This is a genomic window from Arenicella chitinivorans, assembly GCF_014651515.1.
Lineage (GTDB): Bacteria > Pseudomonadota > Gammaproteobacteria > Arenicellales > Arenicellaceae > Arenicella > Arenicella chitinivorans.
Genome location: NZ_BMXA01000002.1, coordinates 35,189 through 52,881, shown reverse-complemented (window position 1 = coordinate 52,881; position 17,693 = coordinate 35,189). Strand labels below are relative to the sequence as shown.

At 49.4% G+C, this 17,693-nt stretch carries 17 protein-coding genes and 1 pseudogene; 9 read left to right on the top strand and 9 right to left on the bottom strand.

The genetic code is table 11. The features are described from left to right. Positions 1 to 290 precede the first annotated feature (290 nt). The 4 genes and pseudogenes from IE055_RS05370 to IE055_RS05360 all read left to right on the top strand — a co-directional run bounded on the left by IE055_RS05370 (position 291) and on the right by IE055_RS05360 (position 3,194). A complete protein-coding gene (locus IE055_RS05370; RefSeq protein ID WP_189399003.1) occupies positions 291 to 434 on the top strand; it encodes a hypothetical protein in 144 nt (47 codons plus the stop codon). Between the two features lie 79 nt (positions 435 to 513). Next, positions 514 to 792 (top strand): hypothetical protein, encoded by a 279-nt coding sequence (locus IE055_RS05365; protein WP_189399002.1) that lies wholly within the window; start codon positions 514 to 516, stop codon positions 790 to 792. A gap of 316 nt (positions 793 to 1,108) precedes the next feature. Next, positions 1,109 to 1,240: pseudogene (locus tag IE055_RS18065) on the top strand (transposase); the annotation flags it as partial. A 253-nt stretch (positions 1,241 to 1,493) separates the two neighbouring features. Then, complete coding sequence (locus tag IE055_RS05360; protein ID WP_189399001.1) at positions 1,494 to 3,194, top strand: ankyrin repeat domain-containing protein; 1,701 nt, start codon at positions 1,494 to 1,496, stop codon at positions 3,192 to 3,194. Positions 3,195 to 3,374: 180 nt separating this feature from the next. Here the strand turns inward: IE055_RS05360 and rho are convergent, their stop codons facing one another. Both rho and trxA read right to left on the bottom strand, forming a co-directional pair. Then, positions 3,375 to 4,637 carry a transcription termination factor Rho gene (gene rho / locus IE055_RS05355; protein ID WP_189399000.1) on the bottom strand — a complete coding sequence of 421 codons (1,263 nt, stop codon included), beginning with the start codon at positions 4,635 to 4,637 and terminating at the stop codon, positions 3,375 to 3,377. Positions 4,638 to 5,033: 396 nt separating this feature from the next. Continuing rightward, positions 5,034 to 5,360 carry a thioredoxin TrxA gene (gene trxA, locus IE055_RS05350; RefSeq protein ID WP_189398999.1) on the bottom strand — a complete coding sequence of 109 codons (327 nt, stop codon included), beginning with the start codon at positions 5,358 to 5,360 and terminating at the stop codon, positions 5,034 to 5,036. Between the two features lie 329 nt (positions 5,361 to 5,689). On the opposite strand from trxA, the gene IE055_RS05345 reads away from it, so the two are divergent. Genes IE055_RS05345 through IE055_RS05335 form a run of 3 tightly spaced genes read left to right on the top strand, consistent with a single transcriptional unit; the run spans position 5,690 to position 8,525 of the window. After that, complete coding sequence (locus IE055_RS05345) at positions 5,690 to 5,833, top strand: hypothetical protein (RefSeq protein WP_189398998.1); 144 nt, start codon at positions 5,690 to 5,692, stop codon at positions 5,831 to 5,833. 4 nt (positions 5,834 to 5,837) lie between these two features. Beyond that, the gene (rhlB, locus tag IE055_RS05340) at positions 5,838 to 7,340 is read left to right on the top strand and encodes an ATP-dependent RNA helicase RhlB (RefSeq protein WP_189398997.1); all 1,503 of its coding nucleotides are present in this window, start codon (positions 5,838 to 5,840) and stop codon (positions 7,338 to 7,340) included. A gap of 33 nt (positions 7,341 to 7,373) precedes the next feature. Next, positions 7,374 to 8,525: a patatin-like phospholipase family protein gene (locus tag IE055_RS05335; RefSeq protein WP_189398996.1), complete on the top strand. Its 1,152-nt coding sequence runs from the start codon at positions 7,374 to 7,376 to the stop codon at positions 8,523 to 8,525. A gap of 37 nt (positions 8,526 to 8,562) precedes the next feature. Here IE055_RS05335 and IE055_RS05330 read toward each other — a convergent pair whose 3' ends face one another. The 6 genes from IE055_RS05330 to IE055_RS05305 are packed head-to-tail and all read right to left on the bottom strand — an operon-like array spanning position 8,563 to position 15,042. After that, positions 8,563 to 9,180 carry a DUF1294 domain-containing protein gene (locus IE055_RS05330; RefSeq protein WP_189398995.1) on the bottom strand — a complete coding sequence of 206 codons (618 nt, stop codon included), beginning with the start codon at positions 9,178 to 9,180 and terminating at the stop codon, positions 8,563 to 8,565. A gap of 3 nt (positions 9,181 to 9,183) precedes the next feature. Further along, positions 9,184 to 9,867 (bottom strand): lipopolysaccharide kinase InaA family protein, encoded by a 684-nt coding sequence (locus tag IE055_RS05325; RefSeq protein WP_229794153.1) that lies wholly within the window; start codon positions 9,865 to 9,867, stop codon positions 9,184 to 9,186. A gap of 14 nt (positions 9,868 to 9,881) precedes the next feature. Then, positions 9,882 to 11,972: a lipopolysaccharide core heptose(I) kinase RfaP gene (rfaP, locus tag IE055_RS05320; protein ID WP_189398993.1), complete on the bottom strand. Its 2,091-nt coding sequence runs from the start codon at positions 11,970 to 11,972 to the stop codon at positions 9,882 to 9,884. Between the two features lie 52 nt (positions 11,973 to 12,024). Next, entirely contained in the window at positions 12,025 to 13,065 is a 1,041-nt protein-coding gene (gene waaC / locus IE055_RS05315; protein ID WP_189398992.1) for a lipopolysaccharide heptosyltransferase I, read from the bottom strand. Continuing rightward, complete coding sequence (gene waaF, locus IE055_RS05310; RefSeq protein WP_189398991.1) at positions 13,065 to 14,087, bottom strand: lipopolysaccharide heptosyltransferase II; 1,023 nt, start codon at positions 14,085 to 14,087, stop codon at positions 13,065 to 13,067. Before waaF ends, waaC begins: the two co-directional genes overlap by 1 nt. A gap of 31 nt (positions 14,088 to 14,118) precedes the next feature. After that, on the bottom strand, positions 14,119 to 15,042 hold the full coding sequence (locus IE055_RS05305; protein ID WP_189398990.1) for a branched-chain amino acid transaminase: 924 nt from the start codon (positions 15,040 to 15,042) through the stop codon (positions 14,119 to 14,121). Positions 15,043 to 15,249: 207 nt separating this feature from the next. On the opposite strand from IE055_RS05305, the gene IE055_RS05300 reads away from it, so the two are divergent. Next, entirely contained in the window at positions 15,250 to 15,591 is a 342-nt protein-coding gene (locus tag IE055_RS05300) for a YciI family protein (RefSeq protein WP_189398989.1), read from the top strand. After that, positions 15,584 to 16,810, top strand: a complete 1,227-nt coding sequence (locus IE055_RS05295; protein WP_189398988.1) for an RNA polymerase sigma factor — start codon at positions 15,584 to 15,586, stop codon at positions 16,808 to 16,810. The genes IE055_RS05300 and IE055_RS05295 overlap by 8 nt, the downstream gene beginning before the upstream one ends. A gap of 16 nt (positions 16,811 to 16,826) precedes the next feature. Here IE055_RS05295 and IE055_RS05290 read toward each other — a convergent pair whose 3' ends face one another. After that, positions 16,827 to 17,627 carry a hydroxyacylglutathione hydrolase gene (locus tag IE055_RS05290; RefSeq protein WP_189398987.1) on the bottom strand — a complete coding sequence of 267 codons (801 nt, stop codon included), beginning with the start codon at positions 17,625 to 17,627 and terminating at the stop codon, positions 16,827 to 16,829. Between the last annotated feature and the right edge of the window lie 66 nt (positions 17,628 to 17,693).

The following is a 17,693-nucleotide window of genomic DNA, read 5'->3' as shown; positions in this document are numbered from 1 at the left end:
ATCTGGAAATGGCTGCCTAAAACCCCATCCCTGATACTTCTACGTCAATTTTAAACAAAACAAAGCGATCAATCTCGCGCGCAAAGTAGGGATTGGTGACCTTTTCTTAAGCCATTCTTATGGTGGGTGTCCCTTTATATTCGTTACTTTAAAAAGTCGGGCCTAAAAAACCAATAATGAACCCGCCCAACAAGGCGGATTTTTAATGCTTCCAGTCAGCCGCGAACGCTCTAAGTCCAAATTCATTGCTTGCATTTCCTTCTAGGGTGGATTGGTAGTATTCTTGTCCTATGGAAATTTTGCTTCTAGTTCTTGAGAAATTGTTCAGCGTTCTAGCTGATGTGCTATCTGGTGTAATTGCTGCAATCGCTATTGCCCTCATCAATATTAAAAAAATGGTTCCGGGATATCTGGAATTTAAAAAAAAAGATTAGTCGTACCTAGGTAAACACCCGAATTACATATACCTGACTCGGGCTGTGTCTGACTCCGTTGAATTACAAGGTGTTTGCGATGCCGAATTGGCTTCATGAATTTTTTTATGTAATAAATCTTTCAAAAAGAGTACAGGTAGTGCTGATTTTTGGCATGCTGGCTTTCATCGCAATTTTGACGTTTGGTGCTTATCAGGTTTCAGAGCTTACAATGGTTGGTCCTGCTAAATGTATAGAGATACCTCTAAAGCAGATGTTTGCTAAAAGGTATGAAGCATTGGCATTCATGACGCTATTTTCGTCTATAGTGACTGCGGTACGATGGTATATGAAGGACCGGAAACGTCTCTTAGGGTAAGCAGTCAGAACCACGAGCCCGACTCTATTGAAATAGACGGGTGTTAAAACCCGATAACGAACCCGCCCAGGAAGGCGGAGTTATACCTTCATTTCCGTTGGAAATACAGCCTGGCCATCGATGGCGGCTTGCTCCGTTTAATAATCGTGCTAATTATGTGTGCTAATAAAAAATACTCTGAAAAAGCATTGGATCAATGCTTAAGTATTCAAGCGTTGCTCGAGATCTTACCGGGACACCCATCAGAACCATCTTGCCATAAACCCGCTTCCCTGACAGAATAAAGTTATTCAAGGATGAATAAACAAGGATTGTTATGACCTTACCAAGAAGCACTCTTGTGTCGTTGGCCGACACACCTTATTACCACTGCGTAGCGCGTTGCGTTCGGCGTGCCTATTTATGTGGTGTCGATCGATACTCAGGCACCAGCTATGAACATCGGCGTCTATTGCTCTCTTGAATCCACGTTTTTTAATTAAACTGGATCATGACAGTACTGACAATGTAGACATAATGGTCCTTGAATACTTTACTATGATGGGTGTCCATTCTTATGCTGTAGGTGATTAGACTTGTTGATAAAGTAATTCGCATTCTCTGGCTTGTTCGGCATATCTAACTTTGACCGCTGTATACTCCAGGACGCGATTCATGGATTTGATCTATCTAACCATTCACTCGTCTAAAAAGGGCTCTTAATGTCTGAATTCACAGCAACAATTGACGCATACTTTGAAGATGCTCAACAGCAAGAGAAACTGCTTGATTTACTTAGGAATAAAAAGATTATAGAAATTGAAAATGAAAATTTTTCAATTCAAAACTGTAGCGTTGATGAAGTAGTCAATTTCACGTTATGGGCCGGAGGGCATGACCAGACGAAGTTGGTCACAGATTGGCTCTCATCATTTTCACCTAAACTTTCAATCGTAGAATGTTTCTCTGATGAATCAGAGAAACGATTAGCTTTTGAAAATGGGAAAAAAAAATCTCTCAAATTGGTGCTCAACGGGTTTTCACTCATATCTAAAAATTATGAGGCTGGATTAATTTTTCAAGGAGGAGTAAGAAAAGCAACCGCGTACCTAAAAAGCAATGATGTTGATGTGTTGGACACATTCCAAGGTGAACGCCATATTGATCGTATTTTTGACCGATACGACCCAGATCATGACACAAAGATTTTTGAAATATTGATCGAGCAAGGAAAAATAACTACAGACCTCGTTTTGGACGGAAGTTGTCCGGAAGCAGGTGACGGCGTGGTAGCCGCCTTCTGTATGAACACAGGGTTAGTAATAAAGATGCTAAATAATGGCGGAGATGCAAATATTATTGACCACCATAGCGGTAAAAATTTACTTTGTGACTTTTATTTTACGCCGGACCAAGAATGTCTAAGGGAGCTACAGTCGTTGCTGTCGCTAGGCGTCGACGTAAACCATAAAGACCACCATGGGAGACAGCCAATTGAATATTTCTTTAATAACCTTCATCAAGCCGTTGGGTGTAGCGAGTCGGATGAAGACATTTTTTTAAAGCAACTGAAATTGCTTATAGAGTATGGTGCAACGCCTCATTTTATTGATAAGCATGGCTTTGGCTGTTTATTTTATGCCCAAGGGTTTGACCAAATATCACGTTTTTTAAATAAAAATTTTGCTGGTTTGAAAGTCGTAGAGAAACCTGAAGAATTCGAGCAACTACTACTGAAATACCTGGGCATTTCAGATAGTAGGGATAACGAAGCTAGCGTTCTACACAAGTACATTCATTACGACCTACTTAACTTGCTTTCAGTTACAGAATTCCGAAAGTTTTTTATAAACCCTAAGTTTCTAAAGGAAAAAGCAATGGTGCTCCGCAGGATTGTAGAGTATTTAGACGAGGTGCTGATCCTAGATAGCAATGACCTTCTCAACGTGCTATGTGAGGTCGGCGTACCGATTACTGGCGTTTATACTCAGTCTTCATACTACTGGACGGAATGGAAAGTTCCCAAGATCGAAGAAACCAGAAATATAAAGCAGCGTTTAGAAGACGAGAATATTTTCGAGAAGCTTAACTCTGGCTGTAGATTAAAAAATGAGTGGGGCGAAAAACATATCAATGGACAAGACGACATAAATCTTCTAGCAAAATACTGCTCCGATAAATTGTTAGAAGACATTAAGAGGCAATATAAAGAACAAGGTAAAAGGGTACCTCTTGGATCCTATCTTAGCTATCACTTGGAAAAGACAATTAATCAAGCATCGCGGTCCTGGGGCGAGCATATTTGGATTGGTTCAAGTAGTGCAGTTATAGAAATGCCAAAGAACAATTTTAAAATAGTCAAGTTAGAGGAAGCTTTTGAGCTGCCTGAGTTTGAGGTGCTATCGAATGCATTAGCACCTTAAATATTTTTGCTAGGCAATAACTATGGTTCAAATGAAATTGAGACTTGAGAATGGCCGCTTAGGACAAAAGATCAGTCAGGCCCTCACTTGAGTTCTGGCCAGTTACTGTATTTGGTCACACACCAAACAACTAACAACAGCAAACGCGCAGCCAAACCACTGCGCGCATTTTCACAAAGTTTACCGCTTCATAGATCCAAAAAACTCGGAGTTCGCTTTGGTGGCTTTTAGCTTGTCCAATAGGAATTCGATGGCTTCGATTTCGTTCATTGGGTGCAGAAGTTTGCGTAGAATCCAGACTTTTTGCAGTTCTTCTGGGTCCATCAAAAGTTCTTCCCGGCGTGTGGAAGATTTGTTAACGATGATGGATGGGTAAACGCGTTTTTCAGCAATTTTGCGGTCCAGGTGCACTTCCATGTTGCCGGTGCCTTTGAATTCTTCGTAAATCACTTCGTCCATTTTTGAGCCAGTTTCGATCAGCGCGGTGGCCAGAATCGTGAGGCTGCCGCCCTCTTCGATGTTACGTGCTGCGCCGAAGAAGCGCTTTGGACGTTGCAATGCGTTGGCGTCCACACCACCGGTCAGTACTTTGCCGGAGGCCGGTGCCACGGTGTTGTAGGCACGCGCTAAACGGGTGATTGAGTCGAGCAAAATCACCACGTCTTTCTTATGCTCTACCAAACGCTTGGCTTTTTCGATCACCATTTCGGCGACTTGTACGTGACGCGCTGCTGGTTCGTCGAACGTTGATGAAATCACTTCACCACGCACCGAGCGTTGCATCTCGGTTACTTCTTCCGGGCGTTCATCAATCAGTAACACCATCAGTTCCACATCTGGGTTGTTGGTGGTGATGGCCTGAGCAATCTGTTGCAGCATGACCGTTTTACCGCTTTTTGGCGACGACACAATCAAACCACGCTGACCTTTACCCAGTGGCGCGATCAAATCGATCACACGACCGGTCAAGTCTTCCGACGTACCATTCTCCTGCTCCAGCTTCATACGTTTGTTCGGATGCAGCGGTGTCAGGTTTTCAAATAATATTTTGTTGCGCGCTTCTTCTGGCGTGGAGCCATTGATGGTCTCAACTTTCAGCAGTGCAAAATACCGCTCTGAGTCCTTCGGAGGACGAACCAAACCAGCGACGGTATCCCCGGTACGCAGGTTAAAGCGGCGGATCTGACTTGGGCTGACATAAATGTCATCTGGCCCTGCCAGATACGAACTGTCGGCGGAACGCAGAAAGCCGAATCCGTCTTGCAAAATTTCAACCACGCCTTCGCCTTCGATGTCCTCCCCTTTTTTCGCCATTGACTTGAGGATCGTGAAAATCTGATCCTGCTTGCGCATGCGGCCTAGGCCATCAAGCTCCATAGAGCGGCCTATTTCAGTGAGTTCGGTGGCGGATTTCTTCTTAAGATCGGTTAAAGATGCTGACATGATTGGGAATGCTTACACGGGTTGAATGGCCAATACGATGCGGAATTAAACAGAAATAAATCAGATGCGCACAGGCGAGGGTTGTTAGTGATGAAATTCGTAAATGTTATTGAGCGCCCAAGCCCTGTTTTTTAAGGCTGGACACATACCGTCTCAACGGGGCAGCAAATGGCGGATTTCATACCAATTGCCACATTCGGCACGTATGTTGACGACGTATTCTTGGAAATCTTTTCGGGAACAGGGGTTCGGCGATTGCAAACCCTCCTTAATTGTTTCCGACAATATCACGCAAAATACTAGGTTGTCCAGCTATGCGTGAGATATCTATGGGCAGCTCCGTTGCGCAATGGGCACACCGTGCGTCAATGGACGCACGGTGTGGTAAACATCGCACTAGATATTTTCGTCAAGAAACGCAGTCAATTGCGATTTAGACATCGCACCAACCTTGGTGGCCGCGACATCACCTTCTTTGAACAACATCAAAGTCGGAATCCCACGGATACCAAACTTTGGTGGCGTATTCGGGTTACTGTCAATATCAAGCTTTGCTACGGTAAGCTTATCACCGTATTCAGCTGCAACTTCGTCCAGAATTGGCGCCAGCATTTTGCAAGGCCCACACCACTCTGCCCAGTAGTCGACCAGCACGGGTTTATCAGCTTTTAGCACATCCGATTCAAAGCTTGCGTCGGTAATTTCTACGGTGTTTTGAGACATATGTAATTCGCCTGAATTGGTTAAAATAGAAAAAGGAAGCGGTGAATTAATCAAACTGCTAAACCGCGTGTCAGCGTCTCCGGCTAAGCGTATAATGCAGCGATATACACTGCAATAGCACCTGAAGTCTGCGCTGAGCGTGGTTTTTCAATTGGGTATTCACGCTATTGAGTCTAATTTCCGAAAAAACGACAGGAAATTAGACCAGCATTGAATATTCATGATTAATTCACAGCTCCCTTAAGGTATAGTGTGCGGATTATTTTATATATTGCAAGTATAAAAATATCACGAATTTGGTCACCTCTGGCTAACGCCTCGATCCAACGATGAAAAAAATTGGCGCGCCCTGCAATAAGCTGCATGGCGGTATGGATTTCAATGTCGCCGAGGCCAATCAGATTCAGTTTCTTAAATCAGTTAGAAAATTACTGGCCGTCTTCAGGACGGTCTCAGGCACGATAGACACCTGACACAATGACAGACACACATCTAAGCGATACTCGGTTTGCCGAGCTCGCAATACATCCAGACGTACAAAAAGGCATCGATGCCACTGGTTTTGAGTTTTGTACGCCCATTCAGGCAATGACCCTGCCACTGGCCCTTGAAGGCAAGGATATCAGCGGGCAGGCACAAACCGGCACTGGCAAAACTGCCGCCTTCTTGATTGCCTGTCTGCACCGGTTATTAACCAACAAACCGAAAGAATCAAAAAAGAAAAACCCGGTCCGCGCCTTAATTGTGGCACCGACACGCGAGCTAGCAATTCAAATTCTGGAAGACGGCAAACCGCTGGTCCAATTCACTGATCTTAAGCTCGGAATCGCCTATGGCGGTACAGATTACGACAAACAACGTAAACACATCGAAGAAGGTGTGGACGTATTGATTGGCACACCTGGCCGTATCATTGACTACTTCAAACAAGGCGTGTTCGCGCTGGATGCTCTGGAAGTCATCGTGCTCGACGAAGCCGACCGAATGTTCGATCTTGGCTTTATCTCGGATATCCGCTATCTGTTTCGCGCTATGCCAGCCCCAGAAGAGCGCCTTAATCTCTTGTTCTCAGCCACCTTGTCACACCGCGTTGCGGAACTGGCATACGAACACATGAGCGAACCCGAAGTAGTTAAAATTGAAGCAGAAATCACGGCGGATCGCATTGACCAGATCGCTTACATGCCGTCTAACGAGGAAAAGATCCCACTGCTGATGGGCTTGATTCAAAAAGCCGGTGACGACAAAGGCGTGGTATTCATTAACACCAAACATATGGCGGAAAAAATCGAAGCTTGGTTGAACGCCAACAACTTCAGTTGCGCCTTATTATCTGGCGATGTGCCACAGAAAAAACGCGAAAAACTGCTTGGCAACTTTAAAGACGGCAAATGCAACATCCTGATCGCAACCGATGTGGCAGCACGCGGCCTGCACATCCCAGACGTCAACTACGTGGTTAACTTCGACCTGCCGACCGATGCCGAGGACTACGTCCACCGTATTGGCCGCACCGCACGTGCAGGAGCCAGTGGAACAGCAATCAGCCTGATCTGCGAAACCTATGCCATGAACATCGTCGACATCGAGGAATATATTGAGCACAGCATACCGGTCAATCGCGACATCTCTGACTTAATATTCAAAGACCCGATCAAACCGGATCTATCTGCCTTGCGTTCGAATCGTAAACGCGACGATCGAAAAGGCAAAGGCGGCAAGAAGGACAAACCGGAAGGACGCAGCAAACACCGCGCCAAAAGCGACAGTAGCGATGAACGGGTACGACGTGAGAAAGGCAACCCGAATCGAGTGCCAAAAGAAAAACGCCGCACGCGTGATGACGATGCTGCACAAACTGCGGAACAGCGCGAAGCGGCCAAAGTGGCTGCCATGGAAAAGCGTCACCAGGACCAGCAAAAGTCTCCTCGCATTCCATTACGCGGTCGCCGCGGACACGAAATCCCAGCCATTGGCTAAGTAGGGTTCTTTCACACTCAGATACGCAACGCTGTGCCGCAGACTGACTCACCAAACCCAGCATCAAAGCAACGACGTTCGGCATTGCTCTTGGGTGGCGGTGGCGCACGCGCGGCATACCAGGTTGGTGTTCTCAAGGCTATTGCTGAACTAGTACCCGAGGGATGCGATAACCCGTTCCCAATCATTTGTGGCACTTCGGCAGGCTCGATTAATGCTGTGGCGCTGGCGTCCAACGCATCTCGATTTCATGCTGGCGTGGCTCAAATTATTGCCGTGTGGTCCAATTTCGAATTGCATCATGTGTTCTACGCCGACGCCAAAAGCCTTTTCAAACGCATCGTGCGCTGGGCGTGGTCCAACCTAGGCCCCGGCACTTGGCACCAAGGACCCAGCTCGATCTTAGATAACCGGCCATTGCGCGACTTACTGAATAAGTACATCAGTTTTGATCGAATCGATGAATCAATTGCAGAAGGTCACCTGCATGGCTATGCGCTAACGGCCTGCAGTTATACCTCCGGCGAATCGACGACGTTCTACGACGGTGTACCTGAAATCGAAAACTGGTTACGCACACACCGAGAAGGCCAGCGCGAAAAAATGAGCATCGACCATTTGATGGCATCGTCAGCGATCCCAGTATTGTTTCCGTCGGTCAAAATCGGTGAAGAGCATTTTGGAGACGGCTCAATGCGTCAGATATCGCCGATCAGTCCGGCGCTGCATCTGGGTGCCGAAAAAATACTCATCATCGGTTTACGCACCAAAGTAGCCGCAAATGAATTTGAGCCTCCACGCTACCGCCCAACGCTGGGCCAGATTGCCGGCTATGTCCTTGACACCTTATTTCTGAACAGTCTGCATTCGGATATCGAACGTATGGAGCGTATGAACCGTACCCTGCAGGCCAGCGGCGACGACAATAATGACTCATTGCGTATCATCGAACACTTGGTGATCAGTCCATCCAAAGACATCGCCAATATCGCCATGTGCCATTTTCTAGAACTCCCCAAGAGCTTCCGCATTGCACTGCGCTTTCTCGGCATGGCCAAAGCCAATAGTCGTCGCCTAATTAGCTACTTGATGTTCACCAAAACATTCTGTCGTGAACTTATCGAACTCGGTTACGATGATGCCATGGCACAAAAAGATGACATTATTGAGTTTCTCAAGAAGTAACGCGCCAAATTCTGAGTACAAAATTATCAGCTCGCCATCAGCTAAACAGTGGTCCAACTATGTGCCATGCCTGCTTGAGCCACTGCTGCCCCGAATTTGTAGCCAACGCAGCAATCAGAACACAATGCAGCAACACGCTCACCCAGAAAATAATCTGAAAACGAGTTTTACGGGACTTGTGTCGTAGCTGGCGCTGCGCAAACAGTGCACCTGGCCAACCACCAAACAAAGCCAACAGGTGCAGAGTTTTCTCTCGTGTGCGCCATAGATTCAACTGAGCTGCGCGCTTGTCCTGCCAATAAACCAGGTAATTAACCACACTCACGCACAACACGAACACGGGCACCCAAGCGGTGATCCGTTGCAGCGCTATGAGCACACCAAGCGCGATTGCATAACACAAGACCAACGTAACTCGCCAAAACTCAAACAGGCTGCGGCTCTGGCCAACGCGCCGAACCCGCACGGCACGGTAACGTCCGTTTTTGTCCACCGCCTCGCGAAACTCTACTGCCTCACCTTTCTCCGGGTGCCGCTGAAAATCACAATCGGTTATATGACAAAACACTCGGTTAGAGTTTTGGATGGCTTGAATAAACCCATACCCTTTTGCTGGATCCCAGTGATCTATGATCCCCTGCTTAGGTTTGTTCATGTCTTAGATATTGTCGAACAAAGCCAAGAGGTCTGGTTGATCTTGCCAGTTCTTAAGAAAACGCCGACGATCTTTAGCGTGTTTACGACGCCAACCCCAAGTGGTCCAGTGCGTTTGCGCGGCGTCCAAATCAATAAACACCAACTCAGACCCGGTCCAGATAAGATTGCTGGCTTTCATATCACCATGAGTAATGCGCGCAGCTCGCATACGTGCAAACGCCTCTCGAACGGCCTCGGCCACGGCCACCTGTTGCGTCGCGGTTAAGTTTGGCAGGCAGTGCAATACTTCATCACCATCAACCGACTCACTCACGAAGTAGGCAGTGCGCCGAATCGGTCCAAAGCGGTGCTCGAGCATCATGAGCGGGCGGGCAACGCGCAGGCCGCTGGCGGCGAAAGCATAGCTCATCTGCCAGCACCGTCGTGCTCGCGAACGGCGAAACGCACGCTTAATCTTGTGCCAGAAACTACGCGGGTTGTAGCGCTTGAGGATCAATGCACCGCCGGGACCCTGATAGCGACACACTGTCGTGGTTCGGTCATGCTTAAGGGTTTGAGCCTGTGACGCCATACAGGCATCCAACGTAGCACGGTCGGTGCCAAATACACGACAACTGTCGGCCTCGCAGATTCGAAAAAATCGCCAACCAGCCGCAGACTCAACCGCTTGTTGTGGCCACTGCATGTGATCCATAGCGGCTATTTTCCGATAACGGCTCGACCAGACTTCGTTGTCGCTTGATTCGCGTCATCTGGCAATGATTCCAGCAGCCGTTCTTTGGCTTTCTGACGCAGCACTTTCTCCATCGCCAGTGCTTTGCGCTTTTCTGACTCATACAACTTATTGCCACGACTCTCTACCTTACGCCAGAAGCCCATTTCGGTACGCAGAATTTCACGCAAAGGCTTGCCTCGGTACAATTTCATAAATCGCAGCAAATCACGCTGAGTTAAGCCAATGTCTTTACTCGAGTAATATAGCCCCGCAATGTCTTTAACGGCCCAGCGTTCTGGTGTTTTACGCCGCATCTGAATACGGTGCAGGTCGATCAAATAAAGCTTGCTCTCAGGCGAGACTGTGTCATCGACGTCGAAATGCGCGTCTAATAAAAAGTGGCATAAATAGAAATCACGATGATTGGCACCATTCTCATGAATCACGCGTGCCGTCTCCACCACCTTATTCAGTATCCAGCGCTTAAGGCGGATCTCTTTCAGTGTACGTGGCGGATTTTGCTTCCAATCGGCACAGAAGTCTTCCAGACTGGTTTCAGTCGGCAATGCCTCGGTCACAATAAACGAGTGCTTAGTTGCCGGGTTGCGGCCACGAATACCGTAGGCCGCGACCGTCATCGTGTCGATTTCCAAATCCTTAAGACGGTGCACACCGTGCCATTCGTTAAGGGCGCCGACCACCGGTGCTCGCAGATAAGTAATATTTTTGATGATTTCGCCCCAGCCTACACCGGTGTGCATCTTCAAGAAATAATCCTTATCCCCACGTGTAAAGCGCAAAGTCCGACGCCCGAGTGCCTCACGGTACACTTTGCCTTCGATATTCATCATCTGATAGAACGAGTCTTCACCTTGCAACGCTTGGCGCAACTCATTCGTGATGTAAAGCGATTCATCTCGCTTCTGCGATTCGTGATTCGGCAATGCCGAACGCAACTGCTCGCACGTCTGCTCAATAAAATCGACTGCACGTTGTGGCATCACATACAGACTCGGATTCTGACCGTACTTGATACCGTTCTCGCGCCATTCTTCTTTACGTTCCGACAGCAGCATTTTTTGCAGCTTTTCATTCAGCTCTTCCTGCGAGAATCGTTTGCGCAGCACGTAACCGGCATTGGCGGTTTTAATATGTGGCGCATAACCGCACACCGGCGTCGCCAACACGGGCAAGCCAGACACAATCGCTTCTAGGAGCACACCGCCAGTGGTTTCAGCGTAGGCTGGATGCAACAACATATCCCCCGCTTTCATGAGTGCAGGGACGTCTTTGCGACCGCCGAGAAAGTGGATATGATCGGCCACATCGAGTCTCTTGGCTGATCGTTGAAAAGAATCAATCTTATCCTGACCAACCACGAACAACTTAGTCTTGGCCAGCAATTCTGACGGCAATGAGGCCAAGGCGATGATCGCGCGATCCAAACCTTTAGTCGCAAAACCAGAACCAATCAAGAGCACCAGGTTCTCATCTTCCTGAATTCCCAGCGATGTGCGCAGAGTCTGCCGATCCGGCAAGTCTTCTAGGTTTGCCCAACGCTCTTTCTCCAGCGTCGGTGGCAAGCATAAAAAGCGCGAATCCTGCGTCAAATAATACTGCTGATAAATCAGCTTCTCGCGGTTTGAGAGCGACAAAATATTGGTCTTGGACGACGCATCGAACACACCACGCTCAAAACTCGAAAAATACAAAAATCGCGGTGTAAATCGATAGAAGAAAGAGTGTCGTAGAAATGAGCGACCAACATAGCAATAGTCACCGCAGTAATAGATATCCATACCTGGAATCTTATTAAAACCGACGATGACATCGAATTCGTACTTTGCAAGTTCACGTTTCAGCTTGCGGTGAAAGGTGTGCGCACGCGTGTGGTTGGTAAAGCCAAAATGCTTAATGACCACCACTTCAAGCCCAGGTGGAATATCCCCTTCCCAACTGCCGGTAAACACCGTGGCCTTGTGCCCGCGCTGCGTACACTCATTCGCAATGCGCAACATATCCAAGGACAGGCCGCTGTATGGAAAGTGTTTGTAGAGACAGAACGCGAAATGCATGGCTATAAATATGGGTTGTTTGGGCGAATTATACGCCTAATTTTTACGCAGTTTAGATAATTTGTTGCTGCAACTGTTGCCAGATGATCGCCGCATCAAACTGCTGATAACATGGCGGCGTTGTGATTTGCGCTGTAAGTTTGGGGCATTTCTTTAATAAACAAGGCGAGCAGGCATAGTCACTTTGCAGCGGTACCTGCCGTGCGCCGCGAGTCCCCGTTAACCCGGCATTGGTTGAGCCGTAAATGGACACACAGGGCAGGCTTAACGCGGCCGCCAAATGACCAAGACCGGTGTCCACTGCCACTGCACCAGCGGCGCGAGACAGGAGGTGTGCGACCTCCGTCAGCGGTGCCTTTGGGATAACGGTCACCGGCGCGTCGCCTTGCGCAATCCATTCAGCGCGTGCCTTTTCTGCGGCATTGCCCCAGGTTACCGCAACCGGAAAACCCTGCGTTGTAATATGCGCGGCCAGGTCTCGCCATAACTGGTCCGGCAAATGCTTGGTCGGCCAAGTCGTGCCATGCAGCAACAGCACCGGTTTTAACTGGCCGTTAGGGTCAAAACTCGTGCGCGAGCGCAATTCTGGCAAATGAATATCGTAATCAGGCGCGTTATCGGGTACCGGATAGGACAACGCACCAGCAACCAACCGACGCAGTCGAGTGATCGCGTGCTGGTCGCGCGGAACGGGAACGCATTTATTATACAGCCACGCAGCCGGTGACTCTTTGATCGAATCACCACTAAAGCCAGCACGTACACCACCACGCTGAAGCCGTGCAAATCGAGCAAAAATCGCGCTCTTCATCAGACCCTGGGCATCAACAATCACGTCGTAACGGACTTTCCGTAATCGCCGCCAGAACTGCGTGAACTCAGTCAGACTCGCGCGATTAAATCGACGCCAGCGCCGTGTCGCCACGGGTATAACTCGATCGACACTGGAATGCCAATGCGGTATTTCGGCAAAGCTGTCTTCCACCATCCAATCCACGACCGCATCCGGATGATGCGTCCGCAAATCGGTCAACGCCGGCAGTAAGTGTACTGCATCACCCATCGACGTGAGTTTGACGACCAGAACCCGCATTACAGTGTTTGACTCAACTCGATCACCCGTTGCGGCGACAGCTGTGTGAGGCAATTCAGGTGCTCTAAGGGGCACTCGCGCTTAAAACAAGGACTGCAATCTAATCCCAAGCGCGCTATTGCATGATTATGACTCAACGGCGGTGTATGTCCCGGATCAGTCGACCCATAGACGGCGACTAGCGGCTTTTGCAACGCGGCGGCAATGTGCATCAACCCCGAATCATTGCTCACCACCAAGCTCGCGAGTGACATAAGATCGACGGCTTCGGGAAGACTGGTTTTACCCGCCAGAACGTGACACTGGCCACCGCTAGCTCCGTTGATCTCATCGCACACCAGCACATCTTTATCCGATCCCATCAACCAAACCTGCCAATCGAGTTGTAAGTACGCCTTGGCTACCGCTGCGTAGTGCGCTGCTGGCCACTGTTTGGACGGACCAAACTCGGCACCAGGGCACAAGACCAGAATCGGTTTCTCGGTATCAAGTTGATTTGCCTGCAACACGGTCAGCACCGCGTTCGCATCCACCTCGAGCAGCGGTGGAGGCACCTTGTCGATGGCGCGCACTGGCGCCGCCTTCGACTCACCCAGCGCAATAAAACGCTGCACCGTCATTGGCCAACGCTGTTTATCAAGTCGTCGGATATCGTTCAATAAGCCCCAACGCTGTTCACCAAGCCAGCCGGTGCGCTGTGGAATCCGAGCGACCGCTGGCACCAACGCAGATTTAAGAGAATTTGGTAGCACAATGGCGTTGGAATAACCACGATCACGCAAAGATTTACCGAGCCGAATCCGTTCGCCTAAACTTAATTTTCCATGATTGAAATTCCCCGCGATCAGCTCACCGACTTGCGGCATACGGTCCGTCATCGCGGCCGTCCAAGCTGGTGCCAGCACATCGATCTGCGCGTCGGGTTCGCGCGACTTGATATCGATGAACAGGCTCTGCGCCATCACCATGTCACCGACCCAGGCTGGGCCGATGATCAGGTATTTTTTTGTTTGCTCAGACATGCGGCTATCGTAGCCCGCAACCAGGACGTGCCTAAACGACAGTCAACCAATCCATGCGGTCCGGATTCCTACCGTTGACCACATCGAAATAGCGACGCTGGATGTCCGTGGTTACTTCACCACGCTTACCGCTACCAATCACACGATCATCGAGTGAATTAATCGGCGTCACTTCAGCCGCTGTGCCAGTGAAAAAAGCTTCATCTGCGGTGTAGACTTCATCGCGTGTGATCTGCTTCTCGATCACTTCCAGCCCCATGTCCTCTTGCATCAACTGCACCACGGTATCGCGCGTAATGCCTTCCAGCGCGGAGGTCAGGCTCGGCGTGTACACCTTGCCGCGACGCACAATAAAAATGTTCTCACCGCTGCCTTCGGCCACGTAACCGTTGGTATCCAGCATCAGCGCTTCGTCATATCCAGCATTCTCGGCTTCTTGCAGCGCCATGATCGAGTTGGTGTAATGCCCATTGGTTTTGGCCTTCGCCATCGTGCTGTTTACATGGTGACGATTGAACGACGATGTTTTGACCCGGATGCCATTTTCCAGCGCTTCGTCACCTAAATACGCGCCCCATTCCCAGGCCGAGATACTCAAATGCACCTTCAAGCCTTTGGCATGCAAGCCCATGGCTTCCGAGCCGTAAAACGCCATTGGTCGCAAGTAAGCTGATTTAAGCTGATTTTTACGAATAATTTCACATTGCGCGGCGTTAATTTCGTCCACCGAAAACGGAATCGTCATGCCCATGATTTTGGCTGATTGCAGCAAACGCTCAGTGTGCCGCGTCAATCGAAAGATCGCTGGACCTTGATCTGTTGCGTATGCGCGCACACCTTCAAACACACCGACTCCGTAATGTAAGGTATGAGTCAGCACATGGACTTTCGCCTCGCGCCAATCAACAAACTCGCCATCCATCCAGATGGACCCATCACGATCATCAAACGACATTGTTATTCTCTCCAATAATTGAATTTGAGTGCGGTGAACCACATTTGACACAGCCGTAAAGCGGCATAGATCGGTGATTATAAGGAATTGAAAAAAATATGAGCCTTTTTTTTAACAAAAGTGTCGAAATTCGGTTAGTTTATTCGTCTGATGACTGAAACCGTTTTATGGTCGGTTTCGCTCATCAATCGATACAGGAGAATTTTTATGCAATACATGGCACTTATCTATGCAGCAGAAGATGCAGACGATGTTGATTTAAACACCTTGATTCAACAATACACAGAGTTTGGCGAAAAAGCTGCCGCCGCTGGTGTGCTGGTTGACGATGGCAATGCGTTGCAACCGGTCTCAACCGCCACCACCGTGCGTCTGCGCAACGGCAAAGCTGAAATCACCGACGGCCCCTTTGCCGAAACCAAGGAGCAGCTCGGCGGATACTATATTTTAGACTGCGACACGCTGGATACCGCACTGCACTGGGCAGCGCAGATACCGAGCGCGCGTTACGGCAGTATCGAAGTCAGACCTGTCATGCAATTTGACTAGCAAAGTCAGGCAAACCGATTTGGCGCGCTTGTATCGCGCCAAATCGGGCCGTATTCTTGCTTACTTGGTGGCGCAGTGTGGTGACATCCAGCTCGCCGAGGACGCCTTACAGGACGCTTTCATCAAAGCCACGACTGACTGGTCGGTCGGTACGCTACCAGATACACCCGAGGCGTGGTTAATCACCACTGCCAAGCGCAACCTGGTCGACGTGTGGCGTCAGCAACAACGTCACCAAACCTTACAGCAGCAATTCGCGATCGATTCGCTCGATTCAGCGACCTCAGACGAAGCACAGCAAGAAATCCCCGACGAACGCCTGAAGCTCATTTTTACCTGTTGCCATCCAGCCTTAAACCGAGCTGCTCAAGTTGCGCTGACACTAAAAACGCTGTGCGGATTGAATCCACGTGAGATTGCTCGGGCTTATCTTGTGTCGGAAACCGCCATGCAGCAGCGCTTAGTCCGTGCCAAGCAAAAAATCCGGGCTGCGGGTATCGCCTACGCTGTACCCAGCGGCGAAGACCTACCAACACGACTGGCGTCCGTGCTGGCGGTAATCTATTTAATCTATAACGAATCACACACAGCGTTTGAGGGACAAACCCTGAGCCGAACAGATTTAGCGAATGAAGCACTGCGACTGGCCCACTTAGTCTGTCAGTTGCTGCCACACCCGGAGGCCAATGGCTTGCTGGCTTTGATGACCTTACATCAAGCCCGCCAACAAGCACGACAATCAGCAAAAGGCGCCTATGTACCGCTGGCAGAGCAAGACCGACAACAGTGGGACCAAACGCAGATCGCAAAAGGCCGAACACGACTGATCGGCGCGTTAAGCCAAGGGAACCCGGGGCCGTACCAGCTTGAAGCAGCAATTAGCGCTGTGCACTGTGAAGCCGACTCTTGGCACACCACTGATTGGCATCAAATTGTGCGCTTATACCAACGCTTGTATGAATTGGTACCATCACCTGTGGTCAAACTGAACGAATTGGTCGCTGCAGCACAAATAGTGCCCGTCAACGACATACTGAAACAGCTTGTACAACTTGAATCCGCACTAGAAGACTACCAACCGTTTCACGCGGCCCGTGCTGACCTATCTGCCCGCGCAGGTCAGCCTGAGCAGGCCCGACGCGACTACCAAAATGCCATTCGCTTGAGTCGCAATCAGGTCGAAAAAGCGTACCTGCAATTAAAACTGACCCAACTTTAGGATCACAGCTGCCTCGTCACCACGAGTTTCGCAATTCGCGCAGTTTGAGAAATATCGCTTCCGCACTGGGCGACACACCCAAATCAGGGTATTGCTGACTCAATCCGGCGACTAACGACCCGCTGTCGAGTCGAAAAAAAGTATTGACCAAACGTTCCATGCCGATATTGGAGATAAAGTGCGTGTCACTTGGCCATTGTTGCATGGCTGCCAATAGACTCTGCGCCGCCGCGTTATCCGGCTCATAGCGCAACGTGAATTCAAGATTATTAACGATGTAGTCGTGGCCCGGATACACCCTAGTGGCGTCCGGCAATTTGAAAATCTGCTCCGCGAAAGTCTGGTACATGGTTTGCGGATTCCCGCCGTTGTGGCAGTTACCGACGCCCGCATTGAACAAGGTGTCGCCACTAAATAACGCCGGCGCGGCCTGGTTATCACCCAGATAGTAAAAGCAAGAATGGCAAAAGGTGTGACCCGGTGTATCAAGCGTAATCAGCTCGACCGACGTGCCAACCTGAACGCCGTCGCCAGCGCGCAAACCAACGTCCACATTGGGAATTTTGTCAGTCGCGTGATGATGCGCATACAACGTCGCCCCGGTCGCCCGAATCACTGGTTCGTTGCCCCCAATATGGTCGTGATGCTCATGGGTATTGAGTACACCACGAATGTCCCAGCCTAAGTTTCGCGCTCGTTCAAGCAGCGTTGCATGATCCAGTGGATCGATGGCGACCGCTTCACGCGTTTCCGCGCACGCCACCAAATACATGTAATTTCGCAGACTGTTTCCAACCGCAATTTGTTCGACCAGCATGGTTACCTCTCACTACCTAAACAATGGTTTAATGATACACTGCACTCCGTTTTGCACGCCGTCACA

What these genes read in the sequence shown, in the direction of transcription:
- rhlB (WP_189398997.1), top strand. Translation starts at nt 5,838, where the DNA reads ATGACAGACACACATCTAAGCGATACTCGGTTTGCCGAGCTCGCAATA.
- IE055_RS05345 (WP_189398998.1), top strand. Translation starts at nt 5,690, where the DNA reads ATGAAAAAAATTGGCGCGCCCTGCAATAAGCTGCATGGCGGTATGGAT.
- waaC (WP_189398992.1), bottom strand. Translation starts at nt 13,065, where the DNA reads ATGCGGGTTCTGGTCGTCAAACTCACGTCGATGGGTGATGCAGTACAC.
- IE055_RS05330 (WP_189398995.1), bottom strand. Translation starts at nt 9,180, where the DNA reads ATGAACAAACCTAAGCAGGGGATCATAGATCACTGGGATCCAGCAAAA.
- rho (WP_189399000.1), bottom strand. Translation starts at nt 4,637, where the DNA reads ATGTCAGCATCTTTAACCGATCTTAAGAAGAAATCCGCCACCGAACTC.
- IE055_RS05300 (WP_189398989.1), top strand. Translation starts at nt 15,250, where the DNA reads ATGCAATACATGGCACTTATCTATGCAGCAGAAGATGCAGACGATGTT.
- IE055_RS05370 (WP_189399003.1), top strand. Translation starts at nt 291, where the DNA reads ATGGAAATTTTGCTTCTAGTTCTTGAGAAATTGTTCAGCGTTCTAGCT.
- waaF (WP_189398991.1), bottom strand. Translation starts at nt 14,087, where the DNA reads ATGTCTGAGCAAACAAAAAAATACCTGATCATCGGCCCAGCCTGGGTC.
- IE055_RS05290 (WP_189398987.1), bottom strand. Translation starts at nt 17,627, where the DNA reads ATGCTGGTCGAACAAATTGCGGTTGGAAACAGTCTGCGAAATTACATG.
- rfaP (WP_189398993.1), bottom strand. Translation starts at nt 11,972, where the DNA reads ATGCATTTCGCGTTCTGTCTCTACAAACACTTTCCATACAGCGGCCTG.
- IE055_RS05325 (WP_229794153.1), bottom strand. Translation starts at nt 9,867, where the DNA reads ATGCAGTGGCCACAACAAGCGGTTGAGTCTGCGGCTGGTTGGCGATTT.
- trxA (WP_189398999.1), bottom strand. Translation starts at nt 5,360, where the DNA reads ATGTCTCAAAACACCGTAGAAATTACCGACGCAAGCTTTGAATCGGAT.
- IE055_RS05365 (WP_189399002.1), top strand. Translation starts at nt 514, where the DNA reads ATGCCGAATTGGCTTCATGAATTTTTTTATGTAATAAATCTTTCAAAA.
- IE055_RS05360 (WP_189399001.1), top strand. Translation starts at nt 1,494, where the DNA reads ATGTCTGAATTCACAGCAACAATTGACGCATACTTTGAAGATGCTCAA.
- IE055_RS05305 (WP_189398990.1), bottom strand. Translation starts at nt 15,042, where the DNA reads ATGTCGTTTGATGATCGTGATGGGTCCATCTGGATGGATGGCGAGTTT.